This is a genomic window from Shewanella sp. SR1, from assembly GCF_020447145.1.
Lineage (GTDB): Bacteria > Pseudomonadota > Gammaproteobacteria > Enterobacterales > Shewanellaceae > Shewanella > Shewanella baltica.
Genome location: NZ_JAJAEF010000021.1, coordinates 1 through 20,568 on the forward strand (window position 1 = coordinate 1; position 20,568 = coordinate 20,568).

Consider the following 20,568-nt stretch of genomic DNA (forward strand, 5'->3'; position numbering starts at 1 on the left):
GCTAAAAGCTAAAAGCTAAAAGCTAAAAGCTAAAAGCTAAAAGCTAAAAGCTAAAAGCTAAAAGCTAAAAGCTAAAAGCTAAAAGCTAAAAGCTAAAAGCTAAAAGCTAAATAGTAAGACTAGCGCACTCTGTGATAGCAACGTTCGGGGCGACCGATGGAACCATAACTCTGATCCGCCGCTAACTCGTTACATTCCAACAAAAACTCTAAATAACGCCGCGCGGTAGAACGGCTAACGCCTAGCTTTTCACCCACCATTTGCGCCGTGAGTTTATCTTGCGGCTTAGCATCAAACACTTCACGGATTTTCTGTAGGGTCAATTGATCGACCCCCTTTGGCAAACGAGCAGCAGCCTTGGTCGTCCCTGTCGGCACTTCCATAAAGGCATCGACCACGGATTGAGTCAGCTCTTCTGTGGCAGAAAGTTTAAGCTGGCGGCTCTCAAATCGACTCAAAGCTTGGTCTAACCGGCTCAAGAGTACAGGTTTCACCAAAAAATCGAACACCCCCAGCTGCATGGCTTTTTCTAAAATCTGCACTTCCTTGGCCGCAGTGAGCAATACCACTTCGCTGCGGATCCCTTGGCTGCGTAATTCTGCCAGTAAATTCAAACCATTACCGTCGGGTAAATACACGTCTAGCAGTAAGAGGTCAGGCGTGATGGCGCCCAATAAAGATCGCGCCGTACTGATATCGCTAGCCATGCCAATCACTTTATAACGATTAGTCGAAAACAAATATTGCGCAACCAAATGGGCGACTTCGACTTCATCCTCGACGATGATCACTGTATGCATTAAACAATACCTACTTCAGGCAGAAGTTCAGGAAACAAATACGGTGCGGTTAACTCAGCAACACGCGCAACTTGGTCCGCAACAATCATGACGGTATGCATTAAACGGTACCTACTTCAGGTAAAGGTTTAGTGGGAATATACACAGAAAAACGCGCGCCACCTAAATCTGAGTCGGCAAACTCTAAGCTGCCATGGCAGGCACACAGGTAAGTATTGACGATATACATGCCCACACCGTGCTGCGCCCCTTGCTTAGAGCTGTAATCTGGATCGAATATCGTGCTGTACTCGGTTTTAGATATCCCATCGCCACTGTCTTCCACATCAAAAATCAGGTTAGAGGCGGTTTCATCTAAAGTTACGACCACGCGGCGGGGCTTATGATTGTTCGCCCTGTGCACGGCCTCAATGGCATTATCGATAAGGTTGCCCATAATCGACACCATCCGCTCAAGCATAATGGCGTCTTGCACATCGCTAAGTTGACTATCTGGGCTGATTTGAAACTCAATATTCAGCTCTTTCGCCTTGTGGTACTTACCCAAGAGTAATCCGGCTATCGTCGGCTCATGGATTTGCGACAGTAATAAATGGATTTGAGCCTGCCAACCTTGGCTTTCTTGGCCGATAAATTCGACCGCTTTGTCGTAGGCTTTGAGTTGCAACAAGGCGCCTAGAGTATGCAGTTTATTCGAGTAATCATGGGTTTGCACTCTGAGCATTTCGGCAAACTCTTGCACTTTTGCCAGTTGTTGGCTCAAGCGCTCAATTTCATCGGCTGGGCGCATCGTCAGCAGCAAGCCATCATTTTGATCCCGCACCTGAAACGGCACCCGCGACATCACCAGCCATTGCTCATTGGCAAATAACTCGAATCCCCTGATGGTTTTGTTTTGATTCGTCAGTAGAAAATCGGCGTGCTGCGGCAATAAATCACTCAACATTAGATCATTAGGTTGGCAGGTCGGAGATAAGGCTAAGATCTCCCGCGCCCTTTGATTCAACTTGCGGATACGACCATCGGCATCCAATGCCACCACACCCATTCGCACTGTGTTAAGAATCGCGTCCTGCTCGACAAATAAACGGCCAATTTCAGCAGGTTGCAAGCCGAACAACATCTCCCGTACTTGCCGCCCCATCCAAAAAGCCACCAGCACGCCCATCAATAACACCCCTAGGACTGTCATGATGATTTCAGGAATACGTTTATCGATTAACGCGCCCACGGACTGGCTCAAAAAGCCCACGGAAACCAAGCCGATAATTTGGCCTTGCTCGTCAAGCACTGGCACTTTACCGCGAATAGAGCGACCTAAACTGCCCTGCGCCTCGGAGATATAAGACTCCCCTTCTAATGCCGCTTGACTATCACCGCCCTCCATCTTCTTGCCAATTTTATCTGAATCTGGGTGCACGATACGGTATTTATGGGTATCGCCCACCACGATAAAATCGGCCTTAGACGCTAGACGGATCCCTTCTATCGCGGCCAGTAATTGGGGGCTCGAATGCCCCGTTTGCAAAGCAGTAATCACATCGGTCCGTGTCGCGACCGCATGGGCCAGCCCTAATGCCTTAGCGCCCGATTGCTCAGTAATACTGCGACTCAAAATTTGATAGCTGATGCCGCCAAATAAGGCGCACAGCAACAAACTCAGGCAAGTCACCCCACTGATTAACCACGTTTCTAAGCGCTTAGGGCGTCTCATTAGCTTACCTTTACATTAAGAGGCTTTCGCCAATTTATCACTACGATGACTACGAATAAAACCGATCAATGGCACAGCCAGCATCGCAATTGCCACAATCAAGATAGTCAGTGTTAGCGGGCGTTCCCACAGGAAGCTCAAAGAACCATCGGAGGCGATCATAGCACGGCGGAAGTTACGCTCAATCATATCCCCAAGGATGAAGCCCAGTAGCAGCGGCGCCATTGGGAATGCCAGCAAACGTAGCACCACAGCGACAATCGCAAAACCTATCATCAAGAACAGATCGAAGGTATTAAATGAGACTAAATACACCCCAATCAAACTGAAGAACAAAATCATCACAGTCAGAATCGACTTAGGCAAAGCCAGCACTTTGGCAAAATAAGGGATCAGCGGTAAATTCAGTACCAGCAGAATAATATTGCCGAAATACATAGAGATAATCACAGACCAAAACACGTCTGGACGCTCTTGCATCAACATAGGGCCAGGTTGAATACCATAAGCGATCAATGCACCGAGCATGATTGCTGTGGTACCCGACCCCGGAATACCCAAAGTTAATAAGGGGACAAATGAGCCAGTACAGGCCGCATTGTTAGCCGACTCAGGCGCCGCAACACCGCGAATCGAGCCCTTACCGAACTCATCGCGTTTCGCGCCGCGGGATAAATTACGCTCAGTGCCGTAGGCCATAAAGCTGGCAATCGTTGCGCCTGCGCCCGGTAATACCCCAATCAAAAAACCGAAAATCGAAGAGCGACCAATCACAGGCGCTATCTCTTTCACTTCCTCTTTGGTTAAGCGAGTGCTACCAATAGGCTGCGCTGAAAAGTTGATGTTTTCTGTCGACTTCGGCGGCTTAATCACATTCATTAACGCTTCCGACAGGGCAAAAGTTGCCATAGCGATTAACAGAAAACTGATGCCATCGAGTAAATCTGGCTGACCGAAGGTGAAGCGTTCCATCCCCGAGAAAGGATCGATCCCCACTGACGAGAGCAACAAACCTAAGTGAGTCATCATCATGGCCTTGAGGAAATCGCCACGATTCGAAAACGCTGCAATGGCCGTCAAACCGAGGAACATCAAGACCACATAATCGCCCGATTGAAAGCTCAGTGATACTTGCGCTAATAATGGCGCCGCGACCATCAACATAATGGCGCCGATAGTGCCGCCGGTAAACGAAGCATAGGCCGCAATCGCTAATGCTTTGCCCGCCATGCCTTTTTGCGCCATCGGATAACCATCGAATGACGTCGCAACCGTTCCTGCCACGCCCGGGGCGTTGATCAGAATTGATGAAGTCGACCCACCAAAAATAGCGCCGTAGTACACGCCCGCCATTAAGATCATCCCTGAACTGGGGCCAATACTGTAAGTCACAGGGATCATCAGAGCGATCGCTGTGATCGGCCCTAATCCCGGCAGCATACCGATCACTGTGCCGACCAAGCAGCCTAAGACCACATACATGAGGTTTTGCAATTCAAACGCGGTCGATAGACCAATAAACATTGCATCGAACATAGTTAACTCCAAAGAGAACCTGAGGCCAAGTAGATACCTAAGACTTGCGTCATCAACACCCAGAACACCAACACCACGGGCACAGAGGCGAGCAGCAAAATCTTAAAGCGGCGCTCTCCCATCAACCAAAATCCAGCGACCAAAAACAATAAGGTAGCGACAACAAACCCCAACGGTTCGAGTCCGGCGGCATACAAGACCATCAGCACAATCAGCGCCGCGGTTTGTTGTAAGGCGGCTTTAGTCAGCAGCGCCCCCCGCTGTTGAACCGTGTTTCCTTTTAGCAAGACGGCAACCAGAGAGAACAGACTAAACATCAGCCCCATGGCAGCATAAATCTTCGGCATAGTGGAAGACGTCACGACTTCAAATTCTTCAAACGGCAATAAGGGAATTTGCCATGCCAGCACGCCATATCCGGTAAACACGGCGACAAATAGCAAGGAACCAATCAGATCACGATTCAACATCTGTCACTCCTTACTTAATAAAGCCCAGTTGCAACATAGTGGCTTTAAGCTGTCGCTCCTGTGCTTCCAATGACTTAATGAATTCGGCTTGGGGTTCAAACAGATTGATCCAACCATTACGTGCACGCACTTGTTCCCATTCAGGCGTCTTAATCAGCGCCGCAAACTTGGCCACATACTCATCAACTTTGGCTTTAGGCGTATCGGGTGCCGCGAAAAAGCCGCGCCAGTTAGTAAACGTCATGTCATAACCGAGGGATTTAATCGTCGGAACCTCTGGATGCTCGGCAACGATTTCTGGCGCCGTCATCGCAAGGATCCGACCTTGACCACTGCCCGCAATTTCTAAAGCTTCACTGAATCCCGTCGACAATAAATCGACTTCGCCCGAAAGTAAGCCAGCCTTAGCTTGACCACCCGCATCGTAGGGAACATAACGTAAACGACCGCCATCTAAGCCCGCCGCCGCAATCGCTTGCGCCGCAACTAAGTGATCCATACTGCCGCGCGCCGAGCCGCCAGCGATATTGAATCTTTGTGGATCCGCCTTAAAGGCCGCCAACACATCGTCCCAGTTTTTCAACGGTGAATCGTTACGAACCACAAAGGCACCGTAATCGGCGACTATGCCTGCAACCGGCGTTAAATCACGATAACTAAACGGGATTTGCCCAGAAAGTGCACGAAGCACAATCGGAGTCGAGTTAACCAGTAAAATATCGCCCTGTTTGTTTTTCGATTTGATCATAGAGGCAATCGCACGACCGCCACCGCCACCCGAGAGGTTCTCAAAAGAGGCATTACCATCGATTTTCGACTTCACTAAAGCTTCACCGACACCGCGCGCTGTGGTATCCCAACCACCGCCTGGACCGCCAGGAATGATAAAGTGGATATCAGCACTCGCCATGCCAGAGGCACCAAGTAACAGCGCACTCATGACTAAAGATTTCATTTTCAACATGATTCATTACTCCTAAAACACGTATTGCAAACGGGCAGCGAAGGCATCGCCCACATCTTCATTGCCGACTAAGGCAATCGTGCCTGCGCCATCGACGGAAGAATGGATGTAGTTAGCCATCACTTTGATTTTTGGATTGAAGTAGTAAGACACGCCTAAGGTGTAGGTCTGAGCTTTAGTGCCTTGGAAGTCGGAGCTCGCATCCACGCTAGAAAAACGTGCCGCCAATTCCCATGCATCGGTTACGCCCTTAGGCTGAGAAAACACCGCGCTGCCCTTGGAATAGCTGCGCTGTTCGCCCGTTAAGAAATAACTCGCCTGCAGGTAATACGCCTGATAACGCTCACCATCGAGCACTGACTGAGGATCTTGGGTGTTTAAACTGCGCTGAGCGTATTCGCCTTGTAGTAACAAAGCCTTATGTTGAAATGCCAGTTCTAAACCCGCTTGGTTTAGATTATCAATCGCTGCGGTTTCACCACCGGCGACATAGTTAATCAGGCGAGTATTAGTCTCGCGCAGTTCGCCGCGGGCAAAGCTGGCAGACAAGTCATCGCCGCCCATTTGACGTGCTGAGTACCACAAGCCCGCATGTAACACTTGGCCCGGTTCTTTGGCCTGTGACCAAGTCACTCGCGAGCTCAGGGCATAGTTCAAATCATCGGTTTCATCTTTGCCATCGCTACCAAAGGCATCGTTTTTATAAACACCCAAGGCGTAACGTAAACCTGTGCTGGGGAAATATTGATATGCAGAAACACCCCAGCGGAAGTACGGTGACATAGTATCGGCGAGGCTAGAACGTTCGATCAGCGCAATGTGATTACTGCTGGTGAGCGCATCGAGGCTGATATCCTCACGCAACTTACCAAATTGCAGTTTAGGGCCATTCTCAAAACCCGAATAACGCATCCGAGCCATGACGATTTCAGCGGTATTTTCAGCAAATTCAAGCAGTAGCTTGTAATCCCAATCCTGTAATTCGCCTTCAACAAAGGTACGGACTCGGCGAGGGAAAATATCCTGCGCGCTACTGCCGTTATGTTCGGCGTTATAGGCACCATTGAAGAGGTTGTAATCGAGCTGAATGCGACCACCTATCTCAAAAGCTGGCGCGCTAGGCTTAGATGATGAAGTCGCAGTGGCATTCGCTGCCTGCTGTTGTTTTAGCTGGTTAACTTCTTGAGTCAATTGGGTGAGTTGTGCTTGAAGCTCTTGTGGCGTTAAGTCTTGCGCATTCGCAAAACCTGTAAAAGCCACAGCGGTTGCCGCGGCAAGTAAGGTCAATCTAGGCATCAATGCCTCCTGTATTGCAGTCTGCCATTCCCTGTGGGAATGCCTGTGTTATTAGAATTGTGTCAGGTCTGTGACGGACTACTTCCTCGCCCAGAGGATGAAATGTATCGTTAACATTTCGTTAAAGATATTTAACGCACTTAATCTTCATTAAGGGACTTAAGGTGACTAAAAATCATAAAGTTCATGAACAAAATGAACTTAACTCAAGGGAAACGGCTTGAAGTGCACAAAACGGGTAAGAATGAGAGATAACTCAATGAAAATATGACAGGAATATTAGCGAACGCTGAATGTTAACAAATGAGTGAAATAGCAGAAAAATAGGACGAATTTGCCCTTATAACGTTAAATTAAGCATAGAAGCCATCAATAAAAGCAAAGCGCCATTAAGCGCTTCTGAGGGAACTAGCATCAATACTTGAAGGGATATTGAGTAGGATATTGGGCGATAAGCATTAGCAACGATGAGCAAATAACTGTGGTCGAACAAAAAACACCAAATGCTCGACCCAACGATGCGAGCACCTATTTATTCGAGCTAATTGATTCAAGCTAATAAATTCAAGCTAATTGATTCAAGCTAATAAATTCGAGCTTATCGCTTAGCAATCAGAGCTTATTGCCTGCATTCTCGCTGGTGGGAGCGGTGCCATTATCACCCTGCGCCATCTGTGCATGGCCTTGTTCCATTTGCTGTAAATCTTCCATCGCAGAATCCTGCGATAAAGCCAGCGGATCCGGATCTGCGGATAACGCCGCCGTATTGTCGGCATTCGCGGTATCTGGGGCAGTCATTTGTTCTGTGAGTAATGGATTGAAACCCTTTTCAACATCCAGCTCCTGAGTCACGGGAGACACTTCAGTATTGAGCGGGCTATCACTCACATTCGGTAACCACTCACGCAATTGCTCGGGTCCAAAACTAAAGCCCAAGGCGATGACGACAGTTGCCGCAGCAACATACAACCAAGGGCGAATCGCCCGATTATCGCCTCTTAATGAACCGCTCTCACTGGCATATAGGTGCGCATCCGAGCGTTGAGCCGCTGGGGCGATCGCTTTTAGCATATCAGGCAAGGCATCAAGCTCAGGGCCTTTAATGCGCTGACCAATAAACTGGCCGCCTTCGTAAATCTCCATCTGATGGCTAGCAACTTCACCGTCAACCACTCCAGAACTGGTAATAATCAACTTATTACAACAGACTCGACCACTAAATACGCCGCACACCCGCAACTCATCACAGCTGACTTCACCGGAGATCTCGCCGCCAAGTTCGATCTTAATTTGTCCCGCTGAGCCAATCTTGCCCTGCAATTTACCCGCAATTAATGCCGTGCTCTCTAACTGGATGTCACCCTCAATCGAGGTTTGTGCACTGATAAAAGTAATGCCATTGCCTTTGCTAGCCATAGGATTCATTCCATATCATTATTTTTGTGACAAAGATGTTAAGGTAAAAGTCCCCGAGAATAAAGCACTGGTTTCGTTTAGTATTTGACCTAAGCCTCAGAGCGGGATTTAAGTCACGCCAGCGACTATGTTACCCTGAGAATCTTGCAATATGGCTCCCGAGTACCTAAGTATGAGTAGCATGATGCCTCAAAAGGCGAGCGCTGATATCGCACTTAATCAAAGCTAAAGCACACACTGACTGCAGTAAACACCTAAAACAACCGCCAACGAGACCCCGACATGGCTCATTCAAACTCCGCTAGCTCGCAATCGATAACGCCAATGATGACGCCACTGGAAGTGTATCGCGCCAAAGTGAGCGAAAATCTAGTTGACGATCCGGCGCAGCAACAGGCGGTGTTGGCGCTCGATATGTTATTTAAACACTTGATGCCACAAGCCTATTCAGCTCGCCTCTCCCATTCACAATCCATCAAAGGCTTGTATCTGTGGGGTGATGTCGGTCGGGGTAAAACCTTTCTGATGGATTTGTTTTTCGATTGTTTGCAAAGTGAAGGCAAGTTAAGACTGCATTTCCACCGCTTTATGGCACGGATACACAATGCACTGCGTGAGCATTCGGGTAAACGAGATCCGCTAACCCTGATTGCTAAAAATCTCGCGAAAGAGTGCAAGGTGCTGTGTTTCGATGAGTTTTTTGTCTCAGACATTGGCGATGCCATGATACTCGCAGGGCTATTTGAGTGCCTATTCGAACAAGGTGTGGTGCTAGTCGCGACCTCTAATATTCCTATTGAGCGCTTATATGAGAACGGCTTAGCCAGACACAGATTTTTACCTTGTATCCAACTGCTGCAAACACACACGCAAATGCTGCATCTCGATGGCAACCAAGACCACAGGATGCACGCCATCAATGCTGTATTAAACAACGAGATTGGCATTGATAGCGCTGAAATGAGTACCTCGATTTCCCGCAATATCGGCATTACCGGAACACTCGATTTTGAGCGGATTTTTGACAAGCTAGTGAATGGGTTAATGCCAAATGCGCTCAGTATGAGTGCTATTGGCATTAGTAATACTGGTATTAGCGGTTCTAGCATGAGTGATAGCAGAATGAGCAATGCTAGCCTCACCATCTGCAACCGTGAAATCCCAGTGATCCGCGCAGCTTTAGAGCCCATAGACAACGCTGTTGCTTGGTTCGACTTTTATGCCCTGTGTGACGGCCCGAGATCCCAACTCGATTACATCGAGATCGCCAGTCGATTTAAGATCTTAATGGTGAGCGGCGTTCCCAAATTAGGCGGCGAAGTGAAAGGCTGGATCCGTGCTCGCGGCACGGAGGACGGCACAGGAGAAAACCAAGCCGCAACTACGGGCGAGCGCAAACTATCCTACGCCGCCAACGACGACCCTGCGCGACGTTTTATCAGCTTAATTGATGAGTTATACGATCAAAATGTCAGCCTCTATCTCAGCTGCGACGTGCCACTGAGCGAACTCTACCAAGGTGGCGCACTTAGTTTTGAATTCCGCCGCACCTACAGCCGATTAATAGAAATGAGCCGACATGAATTAGCGTAAAAGATTTATGATTTATCGCTTCGCATAAACAAGAAAATAGACAAGGAAGAGACAAGAAATAAGTACCAAAATTTTGCTCAAACTATTATTGGACAATCATTAGCAAAAAATAAAAACGTCCAAAGGAACAGTAGATTACGAAGTAACTTGTACTATCAGAATAGTAAAAGCTTGAATAACACCTTTAAAACGACCGACATGAAACATGAAACATGAGACTAATGACCTAGATTGCCAATCTAAAACCTTATAAAATCAGCACAAAACTTCACTTTAACCATTTAAAATCAAAATACTAATCACAGTTCACTCCTTTATTTAGACTACTAACCTTAATAAAACCAAAGGCATTACCCCACTCAATTCAGCAATACGGTTTGCTAACCTAGATATTTAAGGTACGGTATAACTTAGTTTCAATTATGCTAATTTACGCCCTACAGGTTTTAATCAATTAAATTTACACTCTACGACAAGAAATTTTAAAAATATAATCTATAGTGTATTAAACCAAAGACTCATAGTTCCGACTCTGCGTTATAACGCTTAGTTTTAAAGTTAGGAAGCATAAGTTCAACTTTACTATTTACTCGAACTTCATGGCTCGATATTAGTAATTCGAAAGTATTAACTAAAAAGCAGTAAGAACGACCTTAGACGGAACTAATTTAAATACAGGGACGATTCGCTTATGTGGTTACGACAAATTAAGATTGGCTCACGACTCATTACTGCGTTTGGCTTACTCGGTCTAGTCTTGTTACTTCAGGGGCTGATGTCATTACAAACGATGTCATCCATGCGAGTCTCCTCAGAAGAAATTGAAAAAAATACCCTACCAACGCTCGTCACGCTGTCGAGCATCAATCTTAACGTGATGCGCGCTAGGGTATTTACATTTCGTCTATTACTCGCCGATTCGGCGGCTGAGCGTGACAAAGGGCTCGAAACCTTAAGGCAAATTCGCGAGAACATTAAAACGGATCAAAAGGCCTACGAGCCTTTAATTAGTTTGCCTGGTGAGCAAGCCCTGTATCAGGATTTTAGTCATAATTTAGAGCTGTATTTACAGAATCAAGATCAAATGATCAGTAAGCTGCAGGCCAATGACACGACTGAAGCTAAACGGATAATGGATGAAGTGATGACGTTACAAGCTGATAAAATAACTAAAACGCTTATCAGCATTGGCGACTTAAATACCGAATATGCAGGCAAACAGGGCGAGATCACCGCACAAGCCTACGAGGAAAGTAAGCTACTCAACAGCGTAGTGATAATAGCCTCCTTGATTGCCGCATTTGTCGTGGCCACACTCTTAACCCGCAGTATTGTGCAGCCGATGAAAGAAGCAGTAGATATTTCAGTGACGGTCGCAAGCGGTGATTTAACGCAGAAAATCCGTACAGATGGCAATGATGAAACCAGTCAGCTGATGCGTTCATTAGCAGGGATGCAGCAGAACCTGCGCGATACCTTATCCCACATCGCAAACTCCTCTAACCAACTCGCCTCCGCCGCCGAAGAACTCAATTCTGTGACTGAAGATGCTTCCCGCGGTATACAGCAACAAAATGATGAAATACAACAGGCTGCAACCGCAATTACCGAGATGAGTTCGGCGGTGGATGAAGTCGCTAATACCGCAGTCCTCGCTTCAGAGGCCTCAGAAGAAACTGCCCGCAATACTGAATTAGGTAAAAAACAGGTAGATCAAACCGTCGCCGCCATTCTCGACATGAATCAGGATGTGACGCAAAGTTCGCAAATTGTCCAAACCTTAGCCATGCAAGCTGTCGATATTGGTAAAGTTTTAGATGTGATCCGCGCAATTGCCGAGCAAACGAATTTACTGGCCCTCAACGCAGCCATTGAAGCGGCGCGAGCGGGCGATACTGGCCGTGGTTTTGCGGTGGTTGCCGATGAAGTGCGCGCACTAGCCCACCGTACTCAGTCTTCGACCCGTGAAATTGAAGACATGATCAACAAGATCCAGCACGGCACCGAAACCGCTGTGCTATCGATGCAGCACAGCGGCCAAAAGGCAGAGCAAGCACTCGCTGTCGCAAGGCTCGCTGGGGATGCATTGAACACGATCAACACTCAAATCAGTACGATGAACAACAGCAATATGGTCATCGCAAGCGCAGCCGAAGAACAAGCGAAAGTCGCCCGTGAGGTCGATAAAAACATTGTGAACATTAGCGATCTCGCCAGCCAAAGCGCCGCGGGAGCCCAGCAAACCAGTGCATCGGCACATGAACTATCAAGGTTAGCGGTTGAACTGAACAACTTGCTGACGCGCTTTAAGGTATAAAGTCACCAGGTAAAGTCGTCGCGATTTAAGGCCAAAAGCCTCGCTTTTCGATTTGAGGTCAAATCTCGTTTTACAAGGGAACCAGAGGGTAACTGCACAAGGTGTGCGAAAAAACGTTACCCTCAATGTATAACCACATCTCTAACTTAATAAAATCATTCAGTATCAAAAACATGAACTCAGCTAAGACAGAGTTTGCGGCGCATGATTAAAGTGCATAGCCAGTTCACTGATATCGGCGGCAACCCATTCAGGCTCGATACACTCGGCCAAATGCGCAGCCATAAAGTCCACCAGCTGCATGGCGGCATAGGGCAAGCGGCGATCTTTGCGGCCCACTAGATACCAGTTACTTTCGAGCGGAAAACCCGTTACCGGCAAAATAGCCGGTTTTTCGCGCCCTTCTTGCAGCGTGTGCGCCGAAATCACAGACAAGCCTAAGCCCGACGCGACGCTTAAGCGTATCGCCTCATTGCTCTCAATTTGCATAGTGTCACTAAGCGTGATGCCTTGACCGCTGCACCAAGACTCGAACATCAAGCGGGTGGCAGAACCTGGCTCGCGCACGATAAAACGCTCATTTTTAAGATCGTTAAAATTCACTTGTTCACGGCCCACCGCCCAATGATCTTTTGGCGCAATCAATTGCAGCGGGTTTTTAATGATCCGCGCAGATAAGACGTTATCGCCACTAGGAGGATGACTAAACAGATATAAATCATCTTCTTGGCGCTCAAATCGGCCCAACACATGGGCACGGTTACCTATGTTTAAGGTCACTTTAACCTGCGGAAACTGCCGATAAAAAGCCCCTAAAATCCGTGGTAACACGTATTTGGCGGTAGTGACGATACCGATATTAATATGCCCGACGCTGCCACCTTTGGCCTGCTGCATAAAGGCATCGAAATCCTCAAAACGACTCAAGGTATCGCAGGCGGCGCGGTAGAGTTCATTGCCAATCAAGGTCGGTAACATGCGGCCTTCACGACTCTCGAGTAACGGCTCACCCAATACATCGGCCAGCTTTTTAAGCTGTAATGACACTGTGGGTTGGGTTAAATGCAAGGCCCTCGCCGCTGCGGAAATATTGCCTAACCGCACCACTTGCACATACACCTGCAGCAAACGGAAACTCAAGTGCCGCAATTTAAGCTGAGTCGATGACGAACGCTTATCCATAGACAATTATCTATACCTAAGTGGTAAACAATTTATTTTTCAATATAACCAATTAGGTCCAAAATCACCAGCCATCAGGATCACCCGACAATTAAGCCTGTTTTGTACGGCTTAAAAATCAAACTTAATGAGATACTTATGCCCGATATTGTCATTGCCTTTTTCGCCTTAGGCTTGTTAGCTGGCCTAGCGAAGTCAGATCTTAAAGTCCCCCCCGCGATCTACGAAACCCTATCCATACTGTTAATGCTCACTTTGGGCTTAAAGGGCGGAATGGCGCTCCACGGTCACACCCAAAACTTAGTGATCACTGAGCTGTTAGCGGTTGTTGCTTTAGGCTTTATTATCCCCTTGGCCCTATACCCAGTGTTAACTCGGCTGGTTCGCATTGGTCACACAGATGCCATTAGCATTGCCGCCCATTACGGCTCCGTTAGCGCGGGAACCTTTGCGGTGGTGATGGCTATGGTGGAAAAATCAGGGTTGATATTAAGACCCGAAACCACCCTGTATCTCGTGCTGCTGGAGCTGCCGGCGATCGTCGTGATGCTCTGGCTACACAGGTACTTAAGCGCCAAAAAAGCAATTGAAACATCACCCAAGAATGAAACTCAATCGAGCGTATTGCACGAAGCGTTAACCAGCCGCGGCGTTGTCTTACTCGTGGGTGGAGTAGTGATAGGTTGGCTTTACGGCCCAACGGGGCTTGCGCCGCTCACACCTGTGCTACTAGGCGGATTCAAAACTTTACTGGCATTATTTTTACTGGAAATGGGCTTAGTGACGGCCAAAGTGTGTTTGCCGCTACCACTAAAACAATGGCGCTTATTGGTGTTCGCCGCCGTAACGCCCTTTGTATTGGCTTGGTGCGGTATTGCCGTAGGATTATGGTTGGACTTACCTTCTGGCAGCATTTTAGTGCTAGCGGCATTAAGTGCCAGTGCATCTTATATCGCAGCGCCTGCGGCCATTCGAGCCGCAATACCCGAAGCCAATATTGGACTGGCTATGCTGGCCTCACTCGGCATTACATTTCCGGTTAATGTGTTAATTGGCTTACCTTTATATCAACACTGGGTCATGCTCATTACGGCTTAATGGCGTAGCTTAGTACTTCTTCGCCGAATAAAAACCAATGAAAAGGGAGACATTATTGTCTCCCTTTTCATCTTGCTTAAGCACACATGATTTAAGGCGCATCATTTAGTGCACATAATTTAAGGCGCATCACTGTGGTGCGCGGCTTTATCCTGATACATGGCTTTATCGGCGGAATCTAACAGATCCTCTAAGCTCACATCAGAATCTGGCGTCCAATGGGCGATACCAATACTGGTCGCTAAGCTATTTTGCTTAGGATGCTGTTGATTATATTGCTCAAGTAATTGCTTAAAACGCTCAATCACGCGATCGACTGTATCTCTATGCACAAAACTTAATAGCACCACAAACTCATCACCGCCAAGCCTTGCAATCACATCCGACTCCCTAAAAGCGGTCATCAAGATATGGGCAAAATCGTATAACACTTGGTCGCCCTTGAGGTGACCAAAGTTGTCATTCACTTCCTTAAAGAAATCGAGATCGAAGAAGAGTAAGGCCGCCTCAGATTCGGTACGTCGACAACTCGCCAGCGCCTGATGGGCCAGTAACTCAAATCCACGCCGATTCGAAATCGTGGTCAAAGGATCTAAGGTGTTTTGCGCGATAGAGAGTAATTCCGCCTCCACCATTTCGCCTAAATCCGTCAAGGTTTCAATATCTTCAGCCGTAAACTCTCGCGGTTCAGTGCCGATTAAACACAAGGTCCCGACCCGATATTGCCTATGAATGGTTAAGGGATAGCCAGCGTAAAAGCGAATATGTGGCTGCTCAGTCACCAGAGGATTGTCACTAAAGCGCGGATCTTTGAGGGCGTCGTTTACGATAAAAATATCGTCTTGATTAATCGCATGGCCACAAAATGAAATTTCCCGTGGTGTTTCAGCCACCTCCAATCCTTGGCGAGATTTAAACCACTGCCGCTCGGCATCCACTAAGGTCACAACACAAATCGGCAAAGAGAAAATTCTGCGCGTGAGCCGAGTAATACGATCGAAACGTTCCTCGGCATCGGTGTCGAGCACATTGAGTGCGCGTAACGTGGCCAAACGTTGCAGCTCGTTTTCAGGGATAGTAGGTAATTGCATGGTGCTCTCTGCTAACTGCTCTCATTAAACTCTAGCCTAAATTGTGCATTCTTGCGGTGTTAAGGCTGATATTCGTTTCAGCCTTACTCCCTTTAGATGACTGTACTATTCCAGCACAGCGCGATAGATATTGAGCACTCGCTCGGCATGTTCCTCAACCTCTAACACAGGTAACTGCCCCGCCTTTTGTTGCAGAGTCAGGCGATGATTTTCATCCCTGAGTAAGCAATAGGTTTGGGTTAAATGCTGGGCACTCATCATAGGTAAGAGTTCAAGCTCAGCCAACACACCAAAAATCCGCACATTGTCAGACCAAATCGTCAGCTCAGGATACTCATAGGCATTAGCCAGCACTAAGTACTGGGCGATAAACTCGATATCTGCAATACCGCCGGGACTCTGTTTTAGATCAAACATGCCATCGCTGGCTTTGAGCAAGTGATCACGCATCTTCTGACGCATCTCACGTACTGCTTTTTGCAGCTCAGTTTTATCCCGTGGTTTTTCCAATACCGAGGCGCGAATTCGGCTAAATTTGACCGCTAAACTATTGTCGCCGAAAACAAAACGCGAGCGCACTAAGGCTTGATGTTCCCACGTCCACGCCTCGTTAGCTTGGTATTCGCCAAAGCGTTCAATCTCACTGACCATCAAACCCGAGGCGCCGGAAGGACGCAGGCGCATATCCACTTCATACAACTCACCCGAAGTGGTACGAGTAGAGAACAAATGCAGAATACGCTGGGCGAGTTTGAGGTAGAAATGGCCGACTTCAATCGGGCGTTCACCATTGGTCCGGCTGTTATCTGCTTTATTTTCACACAGGAAAACTAAATCGAGATCTGAGCCGTAACCTAATTCGATCCCACCGAGCTTGCCATAACCGACAACGGCAAAGCCAGTGTCACTGCCCTCAAGGTGAGCGGGCACACCGTGACGCACTGAAACCTGTTGCCACGCCTGCATCACCACTTGTTCTATGATGGCTTCGGCTAAAAAGGTTAAGTGATCGCTCACTTGCATCACGGGTAAAACCCCAGTGACATCGGCGGCGGCGATTTTAAGTTGTTGTGACAGCTTAAATTGTCGCAGCGCTTCCATCTGCTGCTCCATATCATCCTCGGGCACCCGCAACATGTACTGACGCAGCTCGCTAGGATAATCATCGATGGAGGTCGTGTCATAAAGCTGCGAGGGATCGATAAGCTCATCGAGCAGCATGGGAAATTTAGCTAACTGCGCGGCAATCCAAGGACTGGCGCAGCACAGGCTCACTAACTGTTGCCGCGCGCCAGGGTTTTCACATAAAAGCTCAAGGTAAGTGGTACGAGTTAAAATCTGCTCCAGCACCTTAGACACGGGCTCAAAGGCAGCCGATGGACTCTGTTGATTAATCAACTCTTCCAATAATCTTGGCATTAATTTATCTAAGGTTTCGCGCCCGCGTGGACCAATAGAACGCTTAGTGACAGTCTCACGCCAGCTGCTGAGCATAGGGCACAGCTTGTCATCGTCGATTTGCTGTTCGGCCAATAGCGCGACGGCATCATCAGCATCTTGCACATGCCACAGCTGCGCCGTCCAGTGTTCGGCTTTTTCTTCGCCTTCTTCACCACCCACAGTCGCTTTAAAATGACGATGAATTTTGCTCATCGCCGCTTCAATATGGGTACGTAAATCGACCTCGTTGGCCATATCGAGCACATGACACAATCGCGCCCAATCTAGCGGATTATTCGGCAAGGTTTGGGTTTGTTTATCGTCTATGCCTTGCAGTAAATTCTCCACTCGGCGCAGCAGTAAATAGCTGTGTTTAAGCTCATCGACCGCCAAATACTCAAATTGCCCTAAGCTGTAGAGCGTATCGATAGCACCGAATAAACTCTGCTGGCGCAGTGCAGGCTCGCGGCCGCCACGAATTAATTGGAAACTCTGCACCACGAACTCGACCTCACGAATACCGCCCGCGCCGAGTTTAATATTGTCGGTCAAATGACGACGTCGCACTTCTTGGGCGATGAGTTGCTTCATTTTTCGCAGGGATTCAATCGCTGAAAAGTCGATATAGCGGCGATACACAAAGGGTCTGAGCAGGCTGTGTAATTCATCGGAGAAATGGCTCCAAGGTCCGAGCGCACGCGCCTTGACCATGGCATAGCGTTCCCAATCTCGGCCCTGTTCTTGGTAATAATCCTCAAGGCCACTAAAACTCACCACCAGCGGCCCACTTTCTCCGTAGGGGCGCAAACGCATATCCACGCGGAACACGAAACCATCGACGGTAACTTGGTCGAGCAAGTTCACTAGCCTTTGTCCCATGCGGATAAAAAATTGTTGATTGTCTAAACTGCGACGACCGCCGACGGTTTCACCATGTTCAGGGAAGGTGAAAATCAAGTCGATATCAGAGGAGAAATTGAGCTCGCGGCCGCCTAACTTGCCCATGCCTAAAATCAGCAATGGCTGTGCATTACCTTCTTTATCCATCGGCGTGCCGTATTGGGCGCACATATCTTTATAGAGCCAGTCGCGGGCGCAAATCACTAACGCTTCGGCAAGCGCCGACAGATCGAGCAGAGATTCCTCTAAACTGGCATAGTCTAAAAAGTCACGCCAGGCTAAGCGCACCATTTGATAGTTACGAAACCGTCGCAAGCTGGCTTTTGCCATCTCTTCAGTTGTGGCGCTGCTCAGCACTTCGTGTAACTCAAGATCGAAGTTTTTACGCTCAATCAGGCTTAACTCGCCGGCAAACAGCCTGTTAATCCACTCGGGATGTCGGCATAACTGGGCCGCCACGTAATCACTGAGCCCTAGAACCGTTTTGAGTTCTTGCTGCTGGGCAGGTGTTAATTGCGCGAGTCCTTCGGACCATACTTCCTCTAACCGCAGCCAGTTGTGCTCAGCGGTTTGATTAACGAGAATAGACAATGACTTATTACTGTCTTTTTGCATGGTCATAATAATCCCTAACAAATTTAGCTATCGACATATTATGTCGTAAATGATATAGATTGACGCCACATCATGTTATGTTCGACGAGACTTGCAGCTACCTGATGTAGCACACAAATAAAGGTATTCCCTTTTATCTGTGGCATTTAAGGGTACTATAACCTGCGCAGCAGGCATATTGGGCAAGCAGATTATTATTGCCTGCGAGTATTTGAGTTTTATTTCATTACCATTTGGAGAAAACATGGCAGGAATGCTAACCCGTGTTCTCACATCGATCCTCTTTTTAGCCGTTATGCTATCGCTGACGGGATGTGGCGATGAGAGACCGGATAAAATCGCGAAGTATCAACAACTCACGCAGCAACGTCTCGCTACGCTCACGACGATGATCGATGACGGGCAGTTGCGTAACGCTAACCTCTTAAAACAATACACCACACTGTTAAAGCAGCAGAAACCTGATTTAGCCCCATTACTTGATGAATTAGCAAAGGATTCTGGCACCCAAGGTCCCATGTATACCTCGCTGAAACGTCGATTAGATGAGTCGAAAGTGGCGAGTAACTTTGCCGATCTCGATCAACAGCTGGCCGAAGCGGAAAATCTTTATCAAGCCGCAGATCCCAGTCTGTTTAACGATATGTTGTCAGATCCTGTCAACGTGGTCGCCGATATGTCCGACGGCAAACTGGCCCGCGTGAATGCGATTAGCCGTGAGGCAGCAACATTAGCCAATGGCGGCGAAGATTTTGGTCCAGGCAGTCAGCTAGTTGGTAATCCGTCTTACGGTAACTGGCAAACCGACTCGAGCGGCACGTCGTTTTGGGCTTGGTATGGCATGTATTCGATGTTTTCGAATGTCTTCAATCGCCCAGTTTCCTACGATCGTTGGTCGGGTAACCGGGGTTATAGCTATTACAATGACGTAGGTCGTTATCGCTATACCTCACCCAAACAAGCGGATGCGCAAAATAAGACCTTCGAACAAACGAAAAAACGTTTCGATTCCCAAGGTAAGCGCTTCAACAGCCCTTATGCCAAACCGCGTACCGGTGGCACGGCGTTATCCCGTGAAAGCACCAGCACGCCAAAGGCCAGCAACACCACGAGCGCAAGCAAGAGTTCGAGTAGTAAGTTCCGCTCTAACTATGCTAAAGACAGCAGTTTCCGTAATTCCAGTAATCGCACGACCCGCAGTGTGCGCCGGGGCAAGTAACTAAGGATTTCCAATGACACTATTTCAGGATTTCGGTATCACACCAGAGCTAGCCATCATTCTGGCTATCGATCTCACCATAGCCGTGATTTTGCTAACGCTAATGCGTTATTTGCAAGGTTGGAGCGTAAAGGTTAACAGCAGTAAAGAACTGGCGGAGCGTGATAACTTTGCCTTCGGTATCAGTACCGCGGGCGCCGTTGCCGCATTGGGTATAGTGCTAACGGGCGCTATCACTGGTGCTGCTGCGCACTCTTATCTTAATGAAGCCATTGGCATGAGCGCCTACGGTTTATTCGGCTTAGTGCTGATAAAATTGGGTCGTTTCCTCCACGATAAGATTGCCTTAAACGAGCTCGATAAGAACGAGCAAATCATCAAAGGCAATGTGTCTGTCGCGATTGTCGATGCCAGCGCCGCTATCGCCACTGCGATTATTATCCGTGCCGTGTTGTTATGGGCAGAAGACTTAACCATAGATACCTTTATCGCTATCTTCAGTGCCTTTGCGATTTCACAGTTAATGTTAGTGCTACTGACGCGCTGGCGTGAAAACCGTTTTGCGAGCCGCAATCAAGACTCGTCAATGCAGCAAGCCTTAGTACAAGGTCATACGGCATTAGCACTGCGTCATGCGGGTTATATGATCGCAATGGCGCTGAGCTTTAACGCTGCCAGCCACTTTATTATATTCAATCCAACGGCTTATGTGACTAACGTGATCGGTTGGTTAGTGTTCTCAGTCATCATGCTGATCGCGCTTTCCTTACTGCTGTTCGTGGTGAAGAAACTGGTATTAGCCCGTATCGATTTAGCCGATGAAGTAGAAAGACAACACAATATCGGCATCGCCGCCGTTGAAATGGCGATCAGTATCGCTATCGCACTTATCCTCACGGCACTGATGGCCTAATCGA

Annotated in this window: 15 protein-coding genes; 5 read left to right on the plus strand and 10 right to left on the minus strand. The window is 48.0% G+C overall.

Annotated features, from left to right (window positions below; all coding sequences use genetic code 11):
• Positions 1–119: 119 nt before the first annotated feature.
• The 7 genes from KV201_RS17075 to KV201_RS17105 all read right to left on the minus strand — a co-directional run bounded on the left by KV201_RS17075 (position 120) and on the right by KV201_RS17105 (position 8,196).
• On the minus strand, positions 120–800 hold the full coding sequence (locus KV201_RS17075) for a response regulator (RefSeq protein WP_012088376.1): 681 nt from the start codon (positions 798–800) through the stop codon (positions 120–122).
• A 100-nt stretch (positions 801–900) separates the two neighbouring features.
• Positions 901–2,514 (minus strand): sensor histidine kinase, encoded by a 1,614-nt coding sequence (locus KV201_RS17080; RefSeq protein WP_226060008.1) that lies wholly within the window; start codon positions 2,512–2,514, stop codon positions 901–903.
• Between the two features lie 15 nt (positions 2,515–2,529).
• Positions 2,530–4,050 (minus strand): tripartite tricarboxylate transporter permease, encoded by a 1,521-nt coding sequence (locus KV201_RS17085; protein WP_011623841.1) that lies wholly within the window; start codon positions 4,048–4,050, stop codon positions 2,530–2,532.
• A 2-nt stretch (positions 4,051–4,052) separates the two neighbouring features.
• A complete protein-coding gene (locus tag KV201_RS17090; RefSeq protein ID WP_006082912.1) occupies positions 4,053–4,520 on the minus strand; it encodes a tripartite tricarboxylate transporter TctB family protein in 468 nt (155 codons plus the stop codon).
• Positions 4,521–4,530: 10 nt separating this feature from the next.
• Positions 4,531–5,484 (minus strand): tripartite tricarboxylate transporter substrate binding protein, encoded by a 954-nt coding sequence (locus KV201_RS17095; protein ID WP_226060009.1) that lies wholly within the window; start codon positions 5,482–5,484, stop codon positions 4,531–4,533.
• A 12-nt stretch (positions 5,485–5,496) separates the two neighbouring features.
• Positions 5,497–6,780: an OprO/OprP family phosphate-selective porin gene (locus tag KV201_RS17100; protein WP_226060010.1), complete on the minus strand. Its 1,284-nt coding sequence runs from the start codon at positions 6,778–6,780 to the stop codon at positions 5,497–5,499.
• 612 nt (positions 6,781–7,392) lie between these two features.
• Positions 7,393–8,196: a polymer-forming cytoskeletal protein gene (locus tag KV201_RS17105; RefSeq protein ID WP_226060011.1), complete on the minus strand. Its 804-nt coding sequence runs from the start codon at positions 8,194–8,196 to the stop codon at positions 7,393–7,395.
• A 282-nt stretch (positions 8,197–8,478) separates the two neighbouring features.
• Here KV201_RS17105 and zapE point away from each other — a divergent pair, with 282 nt between their 5' ends.
• Together zapE and KV201_RS17115 are read left to right on the plus strand one after the other, a co-directional pair.
• Positions 8,479–9,789 (plus strand): cell division protein ZapE, encoded by a 1,311-nt coding sequence (gene zapE / locus KV201_RS17110; protein WP_226060012.1) that lies wholly within the window; start codon positions 8,479–8,481, stop codon positions 9,787–9,789.
• Between the two features lie 691 nt (positions 9,790–10,480).
• Positions 10,481–12,106: a methyl-accepting chemotaxis protein gene (locus KV201_RS17115; RefSeq protein WP_226060013.1), complete on the plus strand. Its 1,626-nt coding sequence runs from the start codon at positions 10,481–10,483 to the stop codon at positions 12,104–12,106.
• Positions 12,107–12,289: 183 nt separating this feature from the next.
• Here KV201_RS17115 and KV201_RS17120 read toward each other — a convergent pair whose 3' ends face one another.
• On the minus strand, positions 12,290–13,288 hold the full coding sequence (locus KV201_RS17120; RefSeq protein WP_226060014.1) for a LysR family transcriptional regulator: 999 nt from the start codon (positions 13,286–13,288) through the stop codon (positions 12,290–12,292).
• A gap of 138 nt (positions 13,289–13,426) precedes the next feature.
• Here KV201_RS17120 and KV201_RS17125 point away from each other — a divergent pair, with 138 nt between their 5' ends.
• Complete coding sequence (locus KV201_RS17125) at positions 13,427–14,386, plus strand: sodium-dependent bicarbonate transport family permease (protein ID WP_226060015.1); 960 nt, start codon at positions 13,427–13,429, stop codon at positions 14,384–14,386.
• A gap of 119 nt (positions 14,387–14,505) precedes the next feature.
• Here the strand turns inward: KV201_RS17125 and KV201_RS17130 are convergent, their stop codons facing one another.
• Both KV201_RS17130 and glnE read right to left on the minus strand, forming a co-directional pair.
• Positions 14,506–15,477 (minus strand): diguanylate cyclase, encoded by a 972-nt coding sequence (locus tag KV201_RS17130; RefSeq protein ID WP_226060016.1) that lies wholly within the window; start codon positions 15,475–15,477, stop codon positions 14,506–14,508.
• 105 nt (positions 15,478–15,582) lie between these two features.
• Entirely contained in the window at positions 15,583–18,438 is a 2,856-nt protein-coding gene (gene glnE, locus KV201_RS17135) for a bifunctional [glutamate--ammonia ligase]-adenylyl-L-tyrosine phosphorylase/[glutamate--ammonia-ligase] adenylyltransferase (protein ID WP_226060017.1), read from the minus strand.
• Between the two features lie 238 nt (positions 18,439–18,676).
• Here glnE and KV201_RS17140 point away from each other — a divergent pair, with 238 nt between their 5' ends.
• Together KV201_RS17140 and KV201_RS17145 are read left to right on the plus strand one after the other, a co-directional pair.
• A complete protein-coding gene (locus tag KV201_RS17140) occupies positions 18,677–19,651 on the plus strand; it encodes a hypothetical protein (protein ID WP_226060018.1) in 975 nt (324 codons plus the stop codon).
• Positions 19,652–19,664: 13 nt separating this feature from the next.
• Positions 19,665–20,564, plus strand: a complete 900-nt coding sequence (locus tag KV201_RS17145) for a DUF350 domain-containing protein (RefSeq protein ID WP_012586899.1) — start codon at positions 19,665–19,667, stop codon at positions 20,562–20,564.
• Positions 20,565–20,568: the final 4 nt, after the last annotated feature.